Source organism: Chryseobacterium sp. Y16C (genome assembly GCF_022488405.1).
Taxonomy (GTDB): Bacteria; Bacteroidota; Bacteroidia; order Flavobacteriales; family Weeksellaceae; genus Chryseobacterium; species Chryseobacterium geocarposphaerae.
Genome location: NZ_CP092711.1, coordinates 929,383 through 952,571 on the forward strand (window position 1 = coordinate 929,383; position 23,189 = coordinate 952,571).

19 protein-coding genes and 1 pseudogene are annotated in these 23,189 nt (G+C 36.8%); 4 read left to right on the forward strand and 16 right to left on the reverse strand.

Annotation, left to right across the window (positions count from 1 at the left end; translation table 11 throughout):
• Positions 1–450 precede the first annotated feature (450 nt).
• The gene (locus MKS83_RS04035; protein ID WP_100375852.1) at positions 451–1,128 is read right to left on the reverse strand and encodes a YceI family protein; all 678 of its coding nucleotides are present in this window, start codon (positions 1,126–1,128) and stop codon (positions 451–453) included.
• A 300-nt stretch (positions 1,129–1,428) separates the two neighbouring features.
• On the opposite strand from MKS83_RS04035, the gene MKS83_RS04040 reads away from it, so the two are divergent.
• A complete protein-coding gene (locus tag MKS83_RS04040) occupies positions 1,429–3,831 on the forward strand; it encodes a hypothetical protein (RefSeq protein ID WP_240582071.1) in 2,403 nt (800 codons plus the stop codon).
• 172 nt (positions 3,832–4,003) lie between these two features.
• Here the strand turns inward: MKS83_RS04040 and MKS83_RS22285 are convergent, their stop codons facing one another.
• The 13 genes and pseudogenes from MKS83_RS22285 to MKS83_RS04100 form a co-directional block, all read right to left on the reverse strand.
• Positions 4,004–4,210, reverse strand: a complete 207-nt coding sequence (locus tag MKS83_RS22285) for an IS1 family transposase (protein WP_410679594.1) — start codon at positions 4,208–4,210, stop codon at positions 4,004–4,006.
• Positions 4,149–4,691: an IS1 family transposase gene (locus MKS83_RS04045; protein WP_410679371.1), complete on the reverse strand. Its 543-nt coding sequence runs from the start codon at positions 4,689–4,691 to the stop codon at positions 4,149–4,151. Before MKS83_RS04045 ends, MKS83_RS22285 begins: the two co-directional genes overlap by 62 nt.
• Positions 4,692–4,899: 208 nt before the next feature.
• On the reverse strand, positions 4,900–5,412 hold the full coding sequence (locus tag MKS83_RS22265) for an STM3941 family protein (protein ID WP_317224475.1): 513 nt from the start codon (positions 5,410–5,412) through the stop codon (positions 4,900–4,902).
• On the reverse strand, positions 5,318–5,680 hold the full coding sequence (locus tag MKS83_RS04055; RefSeq protein ID WP_240582073.1) for a hypothetical protein: 363 nt from the start codon (positions 5,678–5,680) through the stop codon (positions 5,318–5,320). Before MKS83_RS04055 ends, MKS83_RS22265 begins: the two co-directional genes overlap by 95 nt.
• Positions 5,681–5,695: 15 nt before the next feature.
• A complete protein-coding gene (locus tag MKS83_RS04060; RefSeq protein WP_240582074.1) occupies positions 5,696–5,971 on the reverse strand; it encodes a hypothetical protein in 276 nt (91 codons plus the stop codon).
• A complete protein-coding gene (locus MKS83_RS04065; protein ID WP_410679373.1) occupies positions 5,950–6,450 on the reverse strand; it encodes an RHS repeat domain-containing protein in 501 nt (166 codons plus the stop codon). The genes MKS83_RS04060 and MKS83_RS04065 overlap by 22 nt, the downstream gene beginning before the upstream one ends.
• A 271-nt stretch (positions 6,451–6,721) precedes the next feature.
• Entirely contained in the window at positions 6,722–7,195 is a 474-nt protein-coding gene (locus tag MKS83_RS04070; protein ID WP_240582075.1) for a hypothetical protein, read from the reverse strand.
• Between the two features lie 34 nt (positions 7,196–7,229).
• Positions 7,230–7,574: a hypothetical protein gene (locus tag MKS83_RS04075; protein WP_240582076.1), complete on the reverse strand. Its 345-nt coding sequence runs from the start codon at positions 7,572–7,574 to the stop codon at positions 7,230–7,232.
• Positions 7,575–7,734: 160 nt separating this feature from the next.
• Positions 7,735–8,208 (reverse strand): hypothetical protein, encoded by a 474-nt coding sequence (locus MKS83_RS04080; RefSeq protein WP_240582077.1) that lies wholly within the window; start codon positions 8,206–8,208, stop codon positions 7,735–7,737.
• Positions 8,209–8,944: 736 nt separating this feature from the next.
• Positions 8,945–9,223: pseudogene (locus tag MKS83_RS04085) on the reverse strand (RHS repeat-associated core domain-containing protein); the annotation flags it as partial.
• Positions 9,224–9,729: 506 nt separating this feature from the next.
• Positions 9,730–13,404 (reverse strand): RHS repeat domain-containing protein, encoded by a 3,675-nt coding sequence (locus tag MKS83_RS04090; protein WP_240582078.1) that lies wholly within the window; start codon positions 13,402–13,404, stop codon positions 9,730–9,732.
• 36 nt (positions 13,405–13,440) lie between these two features.
• A complete protein-coding gene (locus MKS83_RS04095) occupies positions 13,441–16,269 on the reverse strand; it encodes a hypothetical protein (protein WP_240582068.1) in 2,829 nt (942 codons plus the stop codon).
• 8 nt (positions 16,270–16,277) lie between these two features.
• Entirely contained in the window at positions 16,278–17,879 is a 1,602-nt protein-coding gene (locus MKS83_RS04100) for a T9SS type A sorting domain-containing protein (RefSeq protein WP_240582079.1), read from the reverse strand.
• Positions 17,880–18,274: 395 nt separating this feature from the next.
• Between MKS83_RS04100 and MKS83_RS04105 the strand changes: the two genes are divergently transcribed.
• Complete coding sequence (locus MKS83_RS04105) at positions 18,275–20,398, forward strand: Tex family protein (protein ID WP_240582080.1); 2,124 nt, start codon at positions 18,275–18,277, stop codon at positions 20,396–20,398.
• Between the two features lie 128 nt (positions 20,399–20,526).
• Here MKS83_RS04105 and MKS83_RS04110 read toward each other — a convergent pair whose 3' ends face one another.
• Positions 20,527–20,703 (reverse strand): histone H1, encoded by a 177-nt coding sequence (locus tag MKS83_RS04110; RefSeq protein WP_039369265.1) that lies wholly within the window; start codon positions 20,701–20,703, stop codon positions 20,527–20,529.
• A 182-nt stretch (positions 20,704–20,885) separates the two neighbouring features.
• Here MKS83_RS04110 and MKS83_RS04115 point away from each other — a divergent pair, with 182 nt between their 5' ends.
• On the forward strand, positions 20,886–21,131 hold the full coding sequence (locus MKS83_RS04115) for a hypothetical protein (protein ID WP_240582081.1): 246 nt from the start codon (positions 20,886–20,888) through the stop codon (positions 21,129–21,131).
• Positions 21,132–21,133: 2 nt separating this feature from the next.
• On the opposite strand, the gene MKS83_RS04120 is transcribed toward MKS83_RS04115, so the two are convergent.
• Positions 21,134–21,457, reverse strand: a complete 324-nt coding sequence (locus MKS83_RS04120) for a DUF488 domain-containing protein (protein ID WP_240582082.1) — start codon at positions 21,455–21,457, stop codon at positions 21,134–21,136.
• A gap of 241 nt (positions 21,458–21,698) precedes the next feature.
• Between MKS83_RS04120 and MKS83_RS04125 the strand changes: the two genes are divergently transcribed.
• Positions 21,699–23,102: a glycoside hydrolase family 28 protein gene (locus MKS83_RS04125; protein WP_240582083.1), complete on the forward strand. Its 1,404-nt coding sequence runs from the start codon at positions 21,699–21,701 to the stop codon at positions 23,100–23,102.
• The last annotated feature ends 87 nt before the right edge of the window (positions 23,103–23,189 follow it).

Here is a 23,189-nt window from a genome sequence, read left to right on the forward strand (position 1 = left end):
TTAAAATTTTTGCAAAAATATAGTTTTTAGTTCACACTATTTAGATTTATAATGAAGTATTTCCGGAATTCATTAGCTTATCATAAAGTGAACTTGCTTATGATCATCATAAAACAAAGGTATAGCTGCCTAGCGACAAAGTATGTCGTGTTTAATCAATAAATTTTAGAAAACATTTCATATTATCTGTCCATCCATGATGTTTTTAGAAACATTTTAGATCTCCTTAATTTCAAATCCTCTAAATAATGCCCCTTAAAAATCCTTTATTTTTTATAGATATTTTTGAAAAACGGTTTGGGATAAAATATTTTTCTCCGATTTTAACGTAGGGAATGTGACGGAATTTTCGGATCCGGAATAAAAAAACGGCAGTCTCAGGATGATTCGGAGCATAAAAAAAGCTGCCTTATAAAAAGACAGCTTCAAAGATTTTATAGTCTAACAATATTATTTCTTAGCTTTCACGTCTACTGCAATTTCGATGTCTTTGCTGATCATCCATTCTGCAGGATCTGCTTCAGAAGTTCCGAATTTGATTCCCCAGTCTGCTCTGTTTACTGTAAATTTAGCCTGGATAGCTGCAGTACCTTCTGCAACGTCTACTTTAGCCGGGAAGGTAACGTTCATTGTTTTTCCGGATAGAGTAAGGTTTCCGCTTACCGTTTTGTTAGCTCCTGCTACAGCATCTTTCGGTGCTTCTTTAAGATCTGTTACGCTGGTGATTTTAAAGTCAGAAGTTGGATTTTTTGCTGTATCGAAGAAGTCAGGGTTTTTCAAGTGAGCTTCAAGGTCAGCCGGTTTTTTATCTTTTTCAGTAACTGAAGCCGGATCTACTTTAAGAGAGTTCATATCGATCACAAAGTTCCCAGCTGCTACATTCCCGTTTTCGATGCTAAGATCTCCGGACTTTACCGTCAAAGTTCCCCAACGAGGAGCCATTCCTCCTTTGTGGAACGCTTTCCAGTTCACTACAGAAGCTACTGTATCTACTGCCAATACTTCTCCTTTGCTTTCTGCTACTGCCTGCTCCGTTCCCGTAGCTGCTGCTTCAGCTGATTTGTTTTTGTTACAAGATGCCAAAAGCAATCCTACTCCTACTAATGCAATTACACTGATTTTTTTCATATTATTCTATTGTTTAAAAGTTTATGTTCTAAATATAAGCAAAATGAAATATCCTGAAAGTATTCCATTTCCTGAATTATTGAGGACCCAAAGATAAGTCCATCTTCCATTGCTTTTATTAACATACATCAATAAATGATACCAATGCTGTTTATTTTTCTCATTCAAATACTTAACCGCCTATAAACTGACCTCATTTTTAATAATATTTTAATATCCTTTAGACTGATTGCCATTGTAGTAAAGCATCAAATCGCGTACTTTTATCCTTAAATATTTCAAACAGATATTTTTGTTGGTATGTCAAAAAAACTCATCTCCTTTCTGTTTATGATAGTGGCAGCAACCTGTTTCCGGGCACAGGATAAGGCAGAAAAAGTGCTGGAACTGTTTTCAGAAAAATATCCGCAGGAAAAAGTGCATCTGGTATTTAATAAAAACAGCTTTATCGCCGGAGAAAATCTTTGGTTCAAGTCTTTTGTTTTCGACGGTTATGATATTTCAGACATTTCCACATCTTTGTTTGTAGAACTGTACGACAGCAACAAAGTACAGATCGACAAAAAAATTGTCCCATTAATCAATGGGCAGGGCAGCGGTAATTTTACCTTACCCGAAAGCCTGAAAGAAGGGATTTATTATGTTCGTGCCTACACCACCTGGATGGCCAATTTCAATGAAGACTTTCAGGCCGTAAAACCTTTCATTGTCTATAATCCTTCTTCGCCCCAAAAACTTGTGCTCAATACCGATTCGAAATGGACTGCCGCTGCATTTCCGGAAAGCGGAACTTTTATAGACGGAATCAGTACCAAATTTGCTGTCCGATTACAGTCTAAAGGCCTCACTCCGTCTGACTGGAGCGGCTATGTGGTAAATGCTGAGAAACCGGATGTAAAAATAACTTCTTTTAAAGGATTTGACCAGAATGTCGGAGCATTTTCAATCACTCCACAAACCGGAAAAAAATACCAGCTTATCGTCACTGACTCAAAGGGGAATAAACAAACGATAGATTTACCTCCTGTTGCTGATTCCGGAATTCACCTTAAAGTAACGAGCGGTAATGATGCCATAAAATTCTCTTTAGCATCTAAAAACATTGCTCCGGGAACGTTGTATAAAGTCATTGCCATGATCAACAATCAGCTGGTTTTCAAGGTAAATTCAGAAAAAATACTGGAAAAGAGCTATTCTATTCCTACCAGCCAGCTCATCAATGGTATATTGCAGCTTACCGTATTTGATGCCAAGGAAAATGTAGTCGCACAAAGGCTTTGTTTTGTACAGCCTGATCAGTTAAAAATCAAAAAGCCGGCACTTGAATCTTTATCCCTTAATGAATCCCCAAGAGCTTCCAATTCTTTCACCATCGCACAAAATCCTGATCAGGAAGGTTATGCCGTACTGGTTCTCGATGGGAATTCTGAAAACCCGGAAGATGAAAACAGTTTACTGAGCACCTTATGGCTTACCGGTGATATTCCTTCAAAAATATATTCTCCGGCTCAATATTTTGCCCCCAATCACAATTCTGAAGCATTGGATGCCCTTTTAATCACCGAAAAATGGAAAAGATTTGACTGGGCCACCATCATGGCAGGAACCTACCCTATTATCAGTTACCAGCCTCAACCTTACATTTCTTATAAAGGAAAAGTAACCATCCAGGGTAAACCCGCTCCTGATACGGATATGAATTTATTGTTCAGCATGCCGGATAAAGGAATGAAAATCTACCAGGTTAAAACAGATTCAAAAGGCTTCTTTTCTTTAAGAGGTCTGATCTTTGAAGAGGCCATCAAGTTTTCTTATCAGCTCAATGATCCCAAAATTCCCAAAGAGCAGGTACAGGTTATTTTTCAGCCTGATTTTTCTTTTGTTCCTTTAAAAGGAAATCTTCCTGCCCATACTTATAACCTGGTACAGCGTACCGGCGAAGAGCAGCCTGCCCCTGAAATCAAAAGGTATATGGTAACCAAGAGCACCCAAAACAGCATCAACGAGAAGGCAACGCTGATTGAGGAAGTAAAGCTGATCCAGTCTAAAAAAGATAAAACCCGTGAGCTTAATGAAAAACTAAGTGGTCCTTTATTCCAGGGAGCGAATGAAACCATCTTTGATTTTGTGAATGATAACAATAATTCTGCACAGGGATCTATGAACATCCTGCAGTGGCTGCAGGGAAGGGTTGCCGGACTGACTCTGGAGATGGATATGGGAAATTACGTTCCGAAAATGAGAGGAAGTACGGTAAACATCTACCTGGATGAAATGAGGATCGATCCTTCACAGGTAAATACCATCTCCACATCAGATATCGCCATGGTAAAAGTAATTAAAGATTTCTTCGCTGGTGGATTTGGCGGAAGCGGCGCCATAGCCATCTATACCCGAAGAGGTGGCATTACGGGCTCTGTAAGCAATTCCAGCATCCCTTCAAAACTGAAACAAATAACACTGAACGGCTTCGATAAAGAAACCCCATTGGTGAGCCCTATTTATGGGAATGACAATTTCAACAGCATTTCGCAGGATCTCAGAAGTACGCTTTACTGGAATCCTTATCTGCAGGTACAACCCAAAGAACCGACGACCGTGCAGTTCTTCAATAACGATAACGCGAAAAGCTACAAGGTTATTATTATGGGATTTGATGAGAAAAACTTCGCTCCTGTATACTACAGCGAAACGATGAAATAAAGTCTAGTGTTAAGAGAAAAGAGGCTGTCTCAAAAGTCAAATAATTGGCTTTTTGTCATTCTGACGAAGGAATAATCTTATTGATAGCCAAATACATGAGATTCTTCACTACATTTTATTTCGTTCAGAATGACACTTTTGAGACAGCCTCTTTTTTTTTGAAACTTTATGATTATAACCAGAAATATATTTTTAAAATACAGCTAAGTATTACACTACTTCTACTGAAGCAAATTGTTTTTCTGTTCAGTCTTTTAAGGTGGGTTCTGATACTTAAATTTTTTCTTTCTATGGAATTGGTTCCAAATCTTTTAGTATCATGAATTTCTTTTGGAATCAGATATTGATAATTCGGTATAAATCTTTTGCGGCTTTGAATGCATTACAGTTTTTATAACAGCATTTAGGGTCTTGTTTGTTCTTTTTCCAATATAGAATGCTGCGATGGTTTTGGTATTTTTATTAATGGCATACACCAGCCATTGAGGATTTGCTTTTTTCCTGATAAAGATTCTCATTTCATCAAGTTCATACTGCTGATGAGTATAGTTTTTAGGTTGATAAATCTTACCGGCAATGCGGATAATTCTTTTAAGCAAGGTTGTTGGAGAAATTTTTAATATCCTTGCTGTACTTCTTATTCCTAAGCCTTCCTTTGTCAGCTGAATAATATTTGAATTGGTAGTTCTCCGATAAGCATTATATGTGTAATATTCTATAAATCTTTTATGACAGTTTTTGCAGAAATACTGTTGTTTTCCTGTTCTTGTAGTCCCATTTTTAATAATATGTTTTGAATAGCATGAACAGCATATTTTTGTATCACTAACTCTGATACACGAGGAATGATCTTCAATCATTTGTGTATGTTTTTTCTTTAAAAATAAACAAGAGTAGGTGTTCCCCACTCTTGTTTTAAGATTATGTTCTTTAATGGATATTGAAAATCAATGATTTAATTTTTGAAAAATGTGCATCACTAACTTTGAAACACTACCAACTTATTACGAAAATAGGGTATTTGTAATACCCTATTTTTATAAAATAACTCTTAAGTTAGAGTATTAATTATTTATACTCATTATATGAATCTAAAATAATTTTCCTAAACTCATCAAATGAACCTGATAAATAAGTTTTATTTAATAATATGGGTGTTTGATATTTTTTAAAATTAAAATTTAGAACCCATTTTTTCAGGCCTTTTTTTTGATTAATATATTGTTCTGGGTTATTAACTAAAACTTTAAGGTGAGGAACATTATTGACATTGCATTCTTCTATTCTTATGACGTTTTCCCAATTTATGAAGGGGTAATCTAAAATATTAACTCCATCCCAAATACCTTTATTATTAATAGAAAACATTGCTTTTTTATTAAATAATTTTCTACAAAATTCATAAATACAAAACAGCGAAAGGATGATACTTATAATTCCTACTATGAATATAATCAGTCCATTTCGGTAAACAAAACTAGTATATTTAATTGGACTCATAATAAAAAATATTCCCAATATGAGTATCAAACTCATAACTACAATAATTAGAAATAGCTCCCGCTGTTGCAACTTGTGCATTTTTTCCAAATTTCCAACCGTCTTCATATATTCCATAGCTAACTTCTCCTGCTGAAATTATATTACCTACCATTCCTGCTCTATCTGCATATTTTGTAAATTTAGCAGTCGTTCTAAGATAATCACTTCTTAAACCTATTAAAGACCCTCTAGTTCTCCCAGCATAATTAGCACTTCGTTGATTCCCTAAATTATCAATCCAATAGCCCCTATTGTAAAGAGCTGAACGCTGTTCAGCTACGAGACTATACATACTCTCTAAGGCCATAGAACTTTTGTCCGCTCAACCTTTATAAGCATTCCATGATACATCCCCATTACCTTTCAATTTCATCAAATTAAAAGTTCCCACATTTCCCTCACCTTCATCTCCCAAGTTAGTCCACCATTTCAACCACCCATTTTCATTTATAAGACTTCCTTCACCGCCAGAATATGCTGCTGCCATCAAATCTTTATAGGCTTGTGTTTCTATAAAAGGCTTTCCTGGCGATCCTTTATCCCTAGAACCGTCACCTCCTCCATAAAGCCATTGGTCTAGTAATGAAGTTCGGAGCAATGCCCTTTCGTGCTTGTAGCAGGATTAAAAACAGTTTCATAAAAACTGGTTCTGGGATCAAACTCCCAATTAAATGCCGAATTTGAACCATAATAGCCTACAGCATTAAAAGGCTCCCTTCCATCCGGATCTATAAATGCGATCGGATTATTATAGGCATAGTTATAAGGAGAATACCTTCTCATCTGTTCTGTTAATGGATCGATCACACTCCATCTTCCGATATCTGCCATATACATTCTAGCTCCATAGTCATTCCACCCTGTTTCTTCCTGTAATTCTTTGCCATTGTACTGGTATTTGTAAGCAGGATTTCCTTCCAGTCCGTTATAGCCCTGATGCTTTAATCCAAATGGATAATAATTGTTTTCTTCAAGAACTTCTGCGCTGCCACTGGTAGTGTTTTTAAAGTAACTTAAACGAACATTGCCTAAGTGGTCTGTATATTTTGGTATATTATTGTTTCCCAAATAATCCATCACTAACTCTGATACACCAGGAATGATCTTCAGTCACTTACATATGCTTTTTCCTTCAAAAATAAACAAGAGCAGGTATTACCCTACCCTTGTTTTAAAATTATATTCTTTAATGGATATTGAAAATCAATGATTTAACTTTCAAAAAAGGCCCATCACTAACTCTGAAACACTACCAATTTCCTGTGAGAATAAAGTATTTCCAATCACAAGACATATAATAATTAAATATTTCATATTATTATTACTTTTAAATAATCTTGATTATCTCTTAATAATATAACATATAGTTTTCAAAACACCAATAGCCATCTGGGTCTTTTGTAGCTTTAAATAAGAACTGCATTGGATTAATAACCTTATATTCAGTAATAATATAAATGTAAGCTTCTCTATCATTCTTAAAATAAATATTACTACAAATTATTCTAGTTTTAGAATCTTTCCATTTATCTTTTTTATGATAATTCAAAGACCTGTCTTGCCGAAACTTCAAAATACAGGAATCAAGTCGGGCATGGTCAAATGTTTTTTCTGAATTTAATTCACCAATCTTACTTTCAATTGGATCCTTACTAATTAAAAGACTTGCTTTTTCATTAGGGGATAACCCCATGTGAAATTGATTAACAGGAAATGATAATCTATCTAATACCTGTGCATAGATTATATATTCGTCCTTTGAAATTTCCTGTGAGAACAAAGTATTTCCAATCACAAGACATATAATAATTAAATATTTCATATTATTATTACTTTTAAATAATCTTGATTATCTCTTAATAATATAACATATAGTTTTCAAAACACCAATAGCCATCTGGGTCTTTTGTAGCTTTATATAAGAATTGCCTAGGTTTTAAGTCTCTAAATTCATCAATACCATATATATAAGCCTCTGAATCACTTTTAAAGTAAATATTGCTGCACGTTAATTTCATCTTATAATCTTTCCATTTATCTATTTTATCATAATTCAAAGACCTGTCTTGCCGAAACTTTAAAATACAGGAATCAAGTTGGGCATGGTCAAATGTTTTTTCTGAATTTAACTCACCAATCTTACTTTCAATTGGGTTTTTTCTTCCTAAAAGACTTTCTTTTTCATTATTAGAAAGTCCCAAGTGAAATTTATCCGAAGAATAACCTTGCTTATATAATAATTATGCATAAATTTTATATTCGTCCTTTGAAATTTCCTGTGAGAATAAAGTATTGCCCATCACAAGACATATAATAATTAAATATTTCATCTAACTACTTTTAAATAATCCGAATTATCTTTTAGTAATAGAAAGTATAATCCTCAAAATGCCAGTATCCATCTTTTTCTTTTGTAGCTTTAAATAAGAATTGCATAGGTTTTAAGTCTCTAAATTCATCAATACCATAGACATAGGCCTCTGAATCACTTTTAAAGTAAATATCGCTACAAGTTAATTTTATCTTATAATCTTTCCATTTATCTTTTTTATGATAATTCAAAGACCTGTCTTGCCGAAACTTCAAAATACATGAATCAAGCCGGGAAAGGTTAAATGTTTTTTCTGAATTTAATTCACCAATCTTACTTTCAATAGGATCCTTACTAATTAAAAGACTTGCTTTTTCATTATTAGAAAGTCCAAGGTGAAATTTATCCGAAGGAAAATTTAACTCATTTAATACCTGTGCATAGATTATATATTCGTCCTTTGAAATTTCCTGTGAGAATAAAGTATTTCCAATCACAAGACATATAATAATTAAATATTTCATATTACCATTTATTTATAAATTGATTAGGATCTGACGGATAAAAATAAGACCTGATTGCTTCAAAATATTTTAAATATATATTAAACCCTTCCTTATTAATACTTCTAGGAGCATAACGTAGTTCAAAATCATAACCTCTTAGTTCCATGATATTATCATGAATTTTCCTTCTTTCATTAAAATCTACCTGTTTTGAGAACTCAAAAATAGAAATATTATTGCCCTTTAAAATATCCCATGCATGCCATGTTTCGTGAATAATATCAATTCCTAGTTGCAAATTACTTTTAAAAGAACCTGCGCCAAAAGTAATTGTTCCTGTATTAGACCTAGCACTATATGGAGCAGTTACAGGTTTTTCTTTTGTTAAATCGACAATTATTTCAAAGCTTCCACTGGTCTCATAAAGATGTTGCAGTTCAGGCACTTGTTTTAGAAGCTCAAGAATTGAATTTTTATCAGACCCCGGTTTCCCATCTGGATCCACTTTTGCTTTTTCAAACCAATCTGTAATAATCCCCAATAAAATCTTCATAGGATCTTCTTCTTTCTGGGGATCACTCTTGTCCTTAGAAGTATCACCGCTGCCTCCTGTAAAACCTTGCGCCAAAATCTGTGAACCTCCAAAGCCACTAAATTTAATGATATAATCAGCAAACCATGAAACTCCATTGACAGTAGTAATTGGGTCAAATTCCCAACGCATTACTCCTCCGTCACTGTAGATCATCGATTTTCTTCCATCCGGATCTATATAGCTGATAGGATTATTAAACGCATAATTATAAGGAGAATACCTTCTCATCTGTTCTGTTAATGGATCGATCACACCCCATCTTCCGATATCAGGCATATACATCCTTGCCCCGTAGTCATTCCAGCCGGTTTCTTCCTGTAGTTCCTTACCATTGTACTGGTATTTGTAAGCAGGATTTCCTTCCAGTCCGTTATAGCCCTGATGCTTTAATCCAAAAGGATAATAATTGTTTTCTTCAAGAACTTCTGCGCTGCCATTTATTATTACCTCAAATTAATCCATCACTAACCCTGATACACCAGGAATGATCTTTAATCAATTAACTATGATTTTTTCTTCAAAAATAAGCAAGAGCAGATATTACCCTACCCTTGTTCTAAGATTATCTTTTTTAATTAACATTGAAAATCAAGGATTTAATTTTCAAAAAAGGCTCACTAACTCTGAAACACTACCAAAAAAAATATTAGGAAATGAATAATAATATGATGAGATAAATAAAATAAATACTTATTATTATCAATGGGGTCAAAATAATTAATTTAATTACCAAGTTTTTATTTTTATATATTACCAAATTATAAATTGATGATATAATAAAAAATAATAACCCTGGTACAAAATAAAGTAATGTCATTAAAGCTTTGAGTTTTTTATATTTATAATCGAACATTTCAAAAAAGAAAATTGTACTGATTACAAATACTAAAAATAATATTAAGACAGTATATGGCTCAAGAAGTTTTTTAAATATTTTTTTCATATTATTTATTTTTATCTAAAATGTTAAGAAAATAAAACATAGCTCTTTGATCAGCAGCAGTATCTGGAACTCCATTATAAATTCTCTCGTACCAATTAGACGCTTTCTTTATCTCTAGATTTGTAACACCTAGAGACCGCATCCAAAGCCCCCACATTGCATTTCCAGCATCCATCAGGCTAAACATTCTATTAGAATTACCAAATCGAATATTATAAGAAGAGTCATTTTGATTAACATATCTTCCATCTTCTCCAATCTTACGAGATAGAAAATGAGCCGAAAAATCAGCTTCACCCATAGTAGATGAACTCCATATTAATCCATAAGCAGCTCCAGTTCCTGATGTATATCTAAGAAATTTTATTGCACTATTAGACCCGACACTATTAATTGCACCATACATCTCTTCTATGCTTACAGGATAATATATTTGCTCTCCCATTTGAAACTTTCGAGTCATCCAATTCTTATTTACACCTTGTGGATCATTAAAAAACAATTCTTTGCCCATTTCATCAAAAAATCTATTGGAACTATTTTTTGGATTTATACAAACCACTCTGCCGTTCTTTCCGATCGTTACATCATCGTCGAGCTGAGAAAAATCAAATTGGGAGAAATCGTAGGTTGGATTTAACATCTGTTGTAAGACGTCATATGCTTCTTGTCCAGAATAGGTAGTACCTGACGCAGGAGTACCAGTATCTTGCGAACCATCTCCGCCACCGCCAGTGAAGCCTTGAGCTAAAAAGCCTGATCCTCCAAAACTGCCATATTTAATTATGGAATCTTCAAACCATGAAGTACCATATATAGTAGTCATAGGATCAAATTCCCAACGCATAACTCCTCCGTCACTGTAAATCATTGATTTTCTACCATCCGGGTCTATATAGCTGATAGGATTATTAAACGCATAATTATAAGGGGAATACCTTCTCATCTGTTCTGTTAATGGATCGATCACACCCCATCTTCCGATATCAGGCATATACATCCTTGCCCCATAGTCATTCCAGCCGGTTTCTTCTTGTAGTTCTTTACCATTATATTGGTATTTATAGGCAGGATTTCCTTCCAGTCTGTTATAGCCCTGATGCTTTAATCCAAAAGGATAATAATTGTTTTCTTCATGAACTTCTGCGCTGCCATTAACATTTCTGAAATAGCTTAGACGCACATTTCCTAAATGGTCTGTATAGCTGTAAATATACCGATTATTTTTAAAATCATAATAGCCTTCCGAGGTCGGAACAAAGTCTAAAGAAACAGCTCCCGCATAATTAACCGTATATTGAAAACCTTCTAAGTAGTCGGTAGTAGTAGTGCGTTCGGTAGCATTTTTGATGAAGAAAGTCGTATATTTCTTTCTAAGCTTAGTTCCGTCTGCACGGTAGGTATAGTTGGTTCTTACATTTCTTATCTCATCTTCTCCCGTAGTATAATTTCTGATGGTATAGGTAGCACTGAACTTTATTTCTCCCGGAAGGCTCAGGTAATTGTACTTAATATTTAAAACCCCTTTATCTGTGTGGCTGATCATATTGCCATTATCATCATAAGAGATTACAGCTCCTGAAGTATCCGGATAGCCGGCATAATTGCCTGATCCGTCAACCACCGTCTGAAGCTTATTGCCATCATAAGTATACACCAGGTTGTCAATCTGTTCTTTCATTCCGGAGCCTCCCTTAGCATTTCTTTGCAGCGAAGTGATATTCCCGTTCAGGTCGTAGCTCGCCATTTCATTGTAAAAATCATTCTGGGGTACTGACGTGCCGGGCTCTGAGAATATACCTTTTTTCAGTCGGTTCAAAGGATCATACTGGTAGCTGTATCTTCTCAGGATATTATCGGTAGAGGTTTTCCAGTCTACTTCTGTAATATTCCCGTTGTATTTTCCGCTACTGCTTCCTGTGTTCTGGGGATTGAAGGTTTTCAGTTCATAGCCAAACAAGTGCAATCCCAGATTGGCAGGATCATTTACTTTGGTAATAGCCCCGCGAGCGTTGTAGGTATAATCGATACTCTGTAACGGAGAAGAGATTCCTCCTGTCGTCGGAATGACAGAGGCTCCTACTTTTTTGTTGGCAAGTTGGGAAAGTTCATTATAGGTATTCTCTGCCAATAGCTCGGTTGACAGACCATTTATAGTATGCCATTGTTTTTTCAGACGGTTCTGCGCATCATATTCAAAAGACTGGGTAATTATTTTTTCCGTATCTGCAGCTAATCTTTTATGATAGGTTTTCGTTTGCTGCATCATCCCGGCAAAATCCAGTTCCATTTCCGTTTTGGTATAGCCACCCAAATGATTGATGGAATAGGTAGCCACAGATCTGCCTTTGGTATCATAGTACACATAATTTTTCGTCCAGCTGTTATCTTCAATGTTTTTTACCAGACTTAGAGTCGGTAATCCTCTGGTGCTCACCGGGGCATTTTGAGTATCTGTCATAATTTCCTGCCCGAACACGGAAGCCGGAGCTGCAGGATTAAAGCTGTAGGAAGGATAGGTATCATAGTAGTTCACCGTGAGTACCGTCATATTTCCGGCAGGGAAAGCATTTTGTGTATAATATACTTCTAGCCCGTTCGCTATAAAGGAGGTAGTGCTTCTGGCCTCATTATTTTCAGCATTTACCGTCAGATTGCTCACATTATTCTGTAAGGTTGCTCTGGAATCTGTACTGGCAACAAAGCCTGTATAAGCAATTCTTCCCCACTTATCGTATTTGGTTACTAACCAGCCTTTGGCTCCAAATGTATTGTCAGCTGCCCGCAAATTAGCATCCTGGCTCATAATCAGTCTGTCCTGCTGATCATAGATCATATATTCCCAGCCTTTTCCCGGGAGTTTTTTTTCAACCAGGCGGTTCCAGCCGTCATAATGGTACTGATAACAGAGATTATCATAAGTCGTCTGATTCATGGGTGCATTGACTGCCAATGGAGGTATGACCATAGCCAATTGGTTGTACTCATTATATACATAATACGTATCGGTTTCCTCAGCAGTTCCCGCTCCTTTTTTAACAAGCAGTACCCGCCCCGCTTTGTTTTTATATTCTATGCTTGTATTTCCGTCCTCATCGGTTACCGAAGTTTTCACCAGGGTATTGGCAGGATAATATCCGGATTGGGATAATGCATCCTTTGTTCTTCCTTCTATCCAGCTTGTTGATACCGTATATTTCTTTACTTCATTCGCTTTATTGGCATTATATCCCATCGTTACGGGATGGTTTTGCCAGTCCTGTCCTACCGAAATGCTGCTTACCGGACGGCCAAGGGGGGACTTTTCCAATACGGTATGGGAAAAAGGGCGACTGTCTCCGTAGACCGACAGCGCAGTATTTTTTACGGCACTGGTATCCTGTACAGCACCTCCTGAAGTATTCACCGGTACAGGCATCCAGCTGTCAACACTTCTCCCGAAGCTGTCATAGGGGATATGCTGCACCACATCTTTTCCTGATGGGGTTGATTTGATGTTTATGGTCTGAAACGGTTTTCCGAAACTGTCAAAATACTGTACACTTTCAGCCGCTTTGGTGCAGTCTCCATTCAGACATGATTTACTGTATATATAGTTTTCGGTGGGAGTAAGATTATTTTGAGCGGAGACCGTTATCAAAAATAAGATCCCCAATATGCTTAATATTTTTTTCATTCTTTTATCATTTAAATAACTTAAAAGATCCAACCTTTAAGGTTTATAGTGGTATTGGTATTCTTTCAGGGTCTTCTCTACGATACTTCCGGCATTGTTCTTTTCCACAGCTTTCACCTTTTTCAGCCTTCCTGCGCTGTCATATTCGTAGATTTCTCTCTGACCATTTGGAGATGTCATCGTTGTAAGCCCCACCAACGGATCATAGGTATAGGTTGTGATCTGATAGCCTGCCATGGAAGAATCAGCACGAAGGCTTTCCAGTGCGGCAATAAGAGCACTTTCCGTTGAAGGGTTGGTATTATCACTGTCTGATGCGTTTACGGCAGCAAGAACGAGTGCATTGGTTTTGATATCATCATATTTTGCTCCCACTACTTTAGCAATCAATTGGGTCTTATTATACCCATATATAAAAGCCGTAGGAATTCCTACTTCCGAAGAGATTTGAACCGCATTTCCTTTATCGTCATAGGCATCCATTCTTCCTTTGAGTTTCATATTCCCGTCGAGGATATTTGCTGCCCATATTGAGGTCGGAAGCAGAGAAGAGTTCTCAAATTTAGTAACGGATTTTGAAAGGGTTTTTCCGTTCTTCTTTTCTTCCTGTATAACAGGAATCCCCGTCATAAAAGCATTTTCAAGATGGGTATATCCGGGTTGTCCTACGGCATATGTGATCAATTTTTCAGAGACATCTCCGTCGGCCGTACTTTTCACATAATAAGGCTTCATATTGGAAGGGCTGATCCAGGTTTCAGAACCTGATTCCAGCATTCCGTTATTCGAGAAGTATGCTTTGTTGGTTACTGTATTTTTCTTAATGTATGAAGGCTTTGAAGTAATTTTATAGCTTCCTGTGAAGCTATATTCCTCATCAGAATAAGTATCTAACTCATAGTCATACAGCTCAGTGGTCAATAGCACATTCTGTTCATCATAGACTTCTTTTTTAGATATAAGCCCCCCTTTTGTAATGCTGTAATATGGCCAGAAATATTCAGGTTCCAATGCAGTACCTCCATTCTGCTGTTTAGGGTAATCATCGGGCGTCTTGAAAGAATAGCGTACCGAACCTTTTCCGGTTTCAGATTCTTTTACATTTTTGTATAAAATATAATCTGATATGGGGTCATTATCAGAGTCCCGTTCATTATAATATGAATACCCGCTGGAACTGTTCGGTAAATCAAAGGAATCATATTCGTAATTAACCGTTCTGAAGGCAGAAGCATCATTAATGTTTTTATAGGTTTTGATATTTTTTATTCTTCGCCCCGGAGCATCAACAGCATTTCTAAATGGACCGGGATAAACTTTTATTTCCGATGCATTAAAACTTCCTGTTCCGGTAGCGCCTCCTGTAGAAGTAATTTCAAGGGTATATATTCCCGGATAATTGTTCAGTAAATATTCATTATAGAAATCACCGGTAGCAGTAATAGTAGGAATAATAACTTCAGTTCCTCTTTTTAAGGTAATTTTCAGATTATTGGGTTTTACAGGAAATCCGGGAAGAGGTTCCGGGAACAAATATTCTTCCAGATTAAGAATGAATCTGAAGTTTTTCATTTCAGAGGTATTTCCTGAAATCGTAATAGGATATGAAAGGCTCTGTGTTGTATCAATAGTTCCATCAGCTATCCCGGCCCAATACTGCATTTCCGGATAAGTAATATAATTAGTTCCCACCAACGATGCCAGGAAAGCAGGATCATTAAAATTACGGTAGATTTCACCTCCTCCATAATTGTATTCTGTGATTCCTCCCGTAGGCGAAATCATTTTGGTAAGAATTCCTTCTCCTGTAGAAGATTGATACAAAAAGCGGTTGTTCTCCAGTAAGGTTCCGTTCTTATCGTTTTTCACCACCGAATTAAGGACTCTCAGCTTCTTGTATGCTTCTGCTCCTTTTGAAACCATCGTATAATTAAAAACATAAGAAAATATCTCATTTCCCGCCGGATCTTTAAGGCTGATCTTCTGTAGGCTATAAGGATCACTTATGGCGTCCTCTCCATCGGTAGGCTCCAGCGTCTCATCATAGGTATAGCTGAATGCTACCTGCCCGTTTCTGCTGGTAATGGTTTTAAGTTTATTCTGAAGAGAAAGCAGATTGGTGGTACTTGTTCCTTTATACTTTTTTTTCTCATCATATTCCATGGTCACTATTTCTACTCCGATCGGGTTCAGGATTTTCGAAAGATAATAAGCCGTCTTGTACTCTTTTCCAGTCCAGAGGTCTCCACAATCATACTTTCCCAGATCGGTCTTATCAAAAATGTATTTATAACCATTGTCCGAAGTCACTGTAAAGCTGTCTGCCTTAAAGGTGGCGGTATTGCTGTTTCTCACATATTCTATCCTGGCATGATTCGGCGTAAGATTCAATAATTGAAAGGTGTTATTCACCGTATCTCGTTTGATCTTAAATTTTCCTGACAAACCGGGAATATTATAATAATACAGGTCATCAAATTCATTCTTTTTATAAGAGGTTGCTCCAGAATTATCATAACACTCATCCAGATAATTGATTACTTTTTTATAAATAACCCCCGCTCCGAAGAATGACCATCCATTTCCTACATCACTTGCTGTTTCCTGATTATCAACACCTCTTATATTATAGCTTAAGCTCATAGGCCAATTGATTCCACCGGAAACCGGGGCACTCATAAGCGACACCCCTATCTCAGGATATCCTGTAGACAACGACATGGGAACATCAGTATATTGGGACATGGCCGCCATAGAGGGTGATGCTACTGATGTAGTCACTACATCTCCTATTCCTATCTGTGCATATCCTTTTCCCGTGATAATCACTAGAAAAAAGAGTATTAAAAATTGTATTGATCTCATTCTTTTCATTATTTCTTAATCAGTTTCGCATTTGCAGTTTTATTCGTATCTGTTTTTATCGTAATAAGGTAAGCACCCTGAATCAAAGGCTGTGTATTGATCTTTGTGACCTTGTTCTTGGTTTTTAAACTCTGAAGCTGTCTTCCCGACATATCATACATCACAATATCCGCTTCCTTGAAATCAAAACCAATCTCTACATACGCATAATCCGATACGGGATTCGGATAGATCTTGATATCCTGCTTCTCGATCAATTGATCTACCTGCTGATCTCCCAGCTTTACGATCTTCCAGTTCTCCTTGCCTAGTTCTTCCGCGCTGGTTCCTGCCAGAATAATGGAACCATCTCTGTTCAGCTTAATGTCTGCCAGTCTTTCCTCTCTTTTTCTGGATTCTCCTTTTACGTGTTTTCGCCACTGTTCATTGCCGTTTTCATCTGCATACAGCATCCAAAAGGTTTCATCATCAGCTTCTATTCTGCCTTCTGCCTGGGTATAGCCTCCGAGTAAGATTCCTTTGGTTAAGTCTTTATTTTTTTCTCTTTCGTTGTGTCCTAAGATCACATGCATTCCCATTAAAACATCTCTGTTCTTAAAGTTGTAGGATTTCTGCCAGATTTCTTCGCCTTTTTCATTTAAGGAAATGAGCCAAAGGTCGGTACCTTCTTCTACGCCTACGGTTTTATTGCCTGATCTTTCGGAACGGCTTTCGCCTCCGATGATAAAGCCTGAAGTGGTCATGGCTAAAGTTCTTAAGTGATCGTCTCCTGTTCCTCCATAGTTCTTTTCCCATTCTACTTTGCCGTCTTTGTTGAGTTTAATGATCCAGTAGTCGCCTTCGCCGAAGTTATTTGTAGATTTTGGGTAGCGGGATACGGGATTCGGGGTGGTAGTTCCGGAGCTCGAACCACGAACCTCGGAACTTCGGGAATAGATTCCTAATAAAACTCCTCCCTCTCTGGTGGGAATCATTTTTTCTATTTCATCCAAACCTTTTCCGCCTAAAATGAGTTGGGAAAGCTCTTTGCCGTTCTTGTCTAATTTGGTAACAAGAACATCTTTGGAGCCATAACCTTGCGCAGAGTTTTGAACATTTCCTGCGACAACGAAGCCTAAGTCAGTGGTTTGAATGACGGCTCTGGCTTCTTCATCGGAAATACTGCCTATGGTTTTCTGCCATACTTCATCGCCGAATTCATTGATCCTGATGAGCCAGATATCGGAGCCTCCTTTGGAATCGTCTTTTTTATCAAGGCCTTTGCCTGAGTAAGTGGTTCCTGCCAGAACAAAGCCTCCGTCCTGTGTAGAAAGGGACGCGGAAAGGTAATCATGGTTCTTACCTGCAAAGTATTTTTCCCAGACTTCTTCGCCCTGTTGATTGAGTTTCACTAAATGGAAATCGTAGCCGTTGTTCTGCTTGTTTTCTGTCGAAAGTTTCTGTGATTGAATAGAGCTTCCGGTAATTAAATATTGAAGGTCTACGGTTGGAGTCACCTGGCTTAGAAAATCCTGAGTGGTGGATTTGATGTCTTTCTGCCATAGGACCTCCTGAGCGAATAGGCTCAGAACTGTGCATAGAAAGTATGCACCGATATAGAGTTTTTTCATCTCGTGTTTATGTTGAGTTTATTTGTTATTAATTTAAAAACGTTGCAAAAATATCATTTTTACTTCATATGGAGAGGATTTGTATTGAAATATTTCGGAAATTCAACATCTTATTTTAGTGTTAATTTATCCCTGATAACGCTAAAACAAAGGTATTATGGTGCAGCGACAAATCGTGTCGTGTTTAATATTTTAAAATATAAATTTTAGGAAACGAAATCAGAAAAATTTACTCTTAATAAATTGTTTATCAAGGGCGACATTATTACAAAAAAGCATAGTTAAAATAAAACCTGTGCTAAGCAGAACACAATACCATTCGTACTGCTTTTTTGTTTATAAGATCATTATTCTTTTATAAAAAAGTCTGTATTTTAGCCATTCAAAAAATTAAAATGAACACGACACGCTATATACAGCAAATTCTTACTATACCTGAAAAAAACATCAATGCCACTTTAGAATTATTAGCAGAAGACTGCACCATTCCGTTTATTTCGCGTTACCGGAAAGATAAGACCGGAAATCTGGATGAAACGCAGATCGAGCAGATTTCAAAGCTTAGCAAACAGTTTGAAGAAATTCTTAAAAGAAAGGAAAGCATTTTAAAATCTATTGAAGAACAAAATGCCTTGTCTCCCGAACTGAAGCAAAGAATAGAAGAAAGTTTCGATATTCAGGAGCTTGAAGATTTGTACCTGCCCTTTAAGAAAAGAAAGAAAACCAAAGCCGATGCTGCAAAGGAAAAAGGACTGGAACCTTTAGCCAAAATCATCATGAGCCAGAAAAACAACGATGTATTGTTTTTAGCTTCAAAATACATCAATGATCAGGTTCCTTCTGAAGAGGAAGCTTTACAGGGAGCGAGGGACATCATGGCAGAATGGATCAACGAAAATATGTATGTCAGAAAAAATCTTCGCCGGATGTTCCAGAGAAAAGCTGTGGTAACTTCAAAAGTCGTAAAAGCGAAAAAGGATGAAGAGGATGCTCAAAAATTCTCTCAGTACTTCGAATGGGAAGAAAACCTCAGCAGAACCCCTTCTCACCGATTGTTGGCTATGCTGAGAGCGGAAACGGAAGGTTTTGTGAAGACCAATGTAGGAATCGACAAAGAGGAAGCTATCGATTTTATTGAGAATGCTATTATCAAATCTAATAATGAAGCTGGTGAACAGATTTCATTAGCCATAAAAGACAGCTACAAAAGGTTATTGGAACCTGCTATTTCTAATGAAACCCTACAGGAAGCGAAAGAAAAAGCGGATAAAAAAGCGATTGAGATTTTCTCTGAAAACTTAACGCAGCTCCTACTCGCTCCGCCTTTGGGAGAAAAAAGAATTCTGGCGATCGATCCGGGGTATAAAAGTGGCTGCAAGGTAGTCTGTCTGGATGAAAAAGGAGATCTTCTTCATAATGAAACCATTTATCCTCACGCGCCCCAGAATGAAAGTGGAATGGCGATGAAAAAGATCCGTTCGATGGTAAACGCCTATAATATTGAAGCAATCTCGATCGGAAACGGAACTGCAAGCCGTGAAACCGAGTTTTTTATTAAAAAAATTGCGTTTGATAAGCCGTTACAGGTTTTTGTCGTTTCAGAAGCCGGAGCCTCGGTATATTCTGCAAGTAAAATCGCAAGGGATGAATTCCCCACTTATGATGTGACCGTTCGTGGTTCTGTTTCCATCGGGAGGAGACTGGCTGATCCGCTGGCTGAGCTTGTAAAGATTGATCCGAAATCTATCGGAGTCGGACAGTATCAGCACGACGTGGACCAGACTCAACTGAAAAACGAATTGGATTCTACAGTAATGAAATGCGTAAACTCTGTGGGGATCAACCTGAATACAGCAAGTAAGTCATTATTAAGTTACGTCTCGGGAATCGGAGAAAAGATGGCGGAAAACATCGTTAACTATCGTACTGAAAACGGTGCTTTTGAAGACAGAAAACAGCTGAAAAAAGTTCCTAGATTAGGTGAAAAAGCCTTTCAGCAGGCGGCAGCATTTGTGAGAATTCATAATGCTAAAAATCCGCTGGATAATTCTGCCGTGCATCCTGAAGCCTACGGAATTGTTGAAAAAATGGCTAAAGATCTGGGAATTAAAACACATGAACTTATTGCGAATAAAGAAAAGATTGCTTTAGTACATCCTGAAAAATATATTACAGAAGATATTGGAATCCTGGGTATTAAAGACATTCTGAAAGAGCTTGAAAAACCGGGGTTAGACCCGAGAAAAGCAGCCAAAGTCTTTGAATTTGATCCGAATGTTAAAAGTATTAAAGATCTGAGAACCGGAATGATCTTACCGGGAATCGTAAATAATATTACGGCTTTCGGCTGTTTCGTAGATTTAGGAATTAAAGAAAGCGGACTGGTTCATATCTCCCAGCTGAAAGACGGCTTTGTTTCGGATGTTAACGAAGTGGTAAAACTGCATCAGCATGTCCAGGTAAAAGTAACAGATGTGGATGAGACGAGAAAAAGAGTGCAGCTGAGTATGATACTATAAACTATTGCAGCGTGAAAATATCGGAAATTAAAGAAAGAAAAAACAATGAGCGGCTTATTGATTAAGCCGCTCATTGTTTTATTATTCATGAATAAAAAACCGGCTCAAATAAGCCGGTAAAGAAATTTTTATTTTTTAGATTCTTCAACAGAAACTTTTCTGAAATCTTTGAACAATTTGCTCAATTCCAAAGCTGCTTTACGAGCTCTAGTTCCAGCTGCCTTGTTTCCTTTCTCAGCTTGTTGGTTAGCTTCAGTTGTAAAAGTTTCGAATTCTGCGTTGATTTTTTCAATTAGTTCTTTCATGTATTTAAAATTTTAGGCTGCAAATATAGGCTTTCAGGCGGATGTAGCCTAGTCTGATTAAAAAAAATTAATATTTAATCCATAAAATTGCTCAAAAAAAGTAAAAACTCAAATAAATGCACTCAAAACCTGAGCCAACATTGAATTTTTTACTTACTTTTGGCACTTCACAAAAAAGACCAATGAATAAAAAAGTACTAAGTTTCGCATTCCTTATTTGCTGCATCACTCTTTTATCCGCTCAAATAACCAATACTCCCGAGAATACTGATTCCGTAACTACTACGATCACTCAAGGCGGAATCGGATTAGGATCTGTAATAGCTGTAGTTGCTTCCTGGGACAGAAACCGTTCTATTTTGTGGGCCATCATTCACGGATTATTAAGCTGGGTCTATGTCATCTATTTTGCTTTAACAAGAAAGTAAAACTATTTTAAAGATTCCAGGTAACGTTTCAGGATAATAGGATGGCAGTGTTTTTCATCTTTTGCCGCGTATACCAATGTGATTTTTTCCTGATTTTTATGGTGTTCGAGAAACTTTTTGTTCTCATCATTGCTTTGGAGCTCCTGCAGATATTTTTCTGAAAACTCCAGCCACAGATCCGGATCATGATGAAACCAAGTTCTTAATTCCGTAGACGGAGCAAGATTCTTGTTCCATTCATCAATCTCCGCTTTATCTTTAGAGAGTCCTCTCAGCCACAACGGTCTGCCAAGACACGGTAGCCATTTTTCGGGAAGCCTTTTCATATAATCGTTTTAAAGCAATATTTAACATCATATACTGTTTAAGATTTATTAAATAGACTAAGACTTATCTTTATGATAAGAATACCTGTAATTCATTTATCTTTGAAACAATGCAATCGATTACAAAATTGATCAGTCAATTTAATATGCAGACAGTGCAGGATAATTTTTAAGGACAATTATCTTAGATTGCGATAAATAAAGGAAAATATCTGAAGTACATTCTTTCAAGTCAGACATTATGAAAAAATACATTTTATTCTTTATCGTTTTTCTGTTATCAGCTAAAATTCCGGCTCAGTATAAGCCTTGGACCTCAGCAAAACAGCCTTTAAAGGAAATCAAAGCCTTAAAAAAGCAAATTAAAAAACCGGAATTCAGAAAGGTTGATTACCTGATTACTGATTTTGGAGCCATTGGCGACGGAAAAACAAAAAATACGGAAGCTTTCAAAAAAGCGATTGAAAAATGTAATGCAGAAGGTGGAGGAAGAGTGATCGTTCCTAAAGGAGTATTCTTAACAGGCGCCATTTATCTGAAAAGCAATGTCGAACTTCATTTAAATGACGGTTCTACCATTTTATTCAGTCAGGACAGCAACGACTACCCTATCGTTTTCACCCGTTGGGAGGGAATAGAATGCATGAATTATTCATCTTTAATCTATGCTTACGAAGAAGAAAATATCGCCATTACCGGAAAAGGAACTTTGGATGGAAATGCTGATTTGGACAACTGGTGGTTTTGGTGTGGTGCCACAAAATATGGTTACAACGAAAACCGTCCGGGAAGACAAAATCCAGCCCGTGCAAAACTTCACGAATATATGGCGCAGAGAAAGCCTGCAAGAGAAAGAATTTTCGGGGATGGATGGTATTTAAGACCCAATTTCGTTCAGCCTTACAAGTCGAAAAACTTCTATATGGCGGACGTTTTGGTTAAAAATTCTCCAATGTGGAACCTGAATCCTGTTTTGTGTGAAAATGTTTTAATCGAAAGAGTAAAAGTCATCAGTCACGGACCAAACAACGACGGTTTCGACCCTGAAGCCTGTAAAAATGTCTGGATTAAAGATTCATACTTTGATACTGGAGATGACTGTATTGCTATCAAATCCGGAAGAGACGAAGATGGAAGAGATATCGGAAGACCTGCCGAAAATCACATCATCGAAAACTGTGAAATGAAAGACGGTCACGGAGGAGTTGTAATTGGAAGCGAGATTGCAGGAGGTGCTAAAAACATTTATGCCATCGGAAATATAATGGACAGTAAAAATCTTGACAGAGCTTTAAGAATTAAAACTAGCTCAAGCCGTGGTGGAATCATCGAAAACGTGTTTTTCTACAACACCAAAGTTGGGGCTTACAAAGAAGCTGCGGTTCGTTTCAATATGCATTACGAAAAGCCGGGAAATCACATTCCGACCATCAGAAATATCTGGGTTGAGAATTTAACTGTTGACAAAGGCGGAAAATACGCGGTGTTCTCTGACGCCTACGAATCTTCTCCGGTAACGGATTTCACAATGATTAATGCTAAAATGGTAGGCGTTCAGATTCCTTACAAAGTGGATTATCTGAAAAACGTAACATTAAAAAATGTAACCATTAACGGACAACCATTAACTGAGCTAAAACCTTAATATAAATTAAACACATTTTTAATTCATATTATTCTGGTTATTAAAAGTCATCGACAAACTCAGACTGCCACATTATAAAAACGGTTA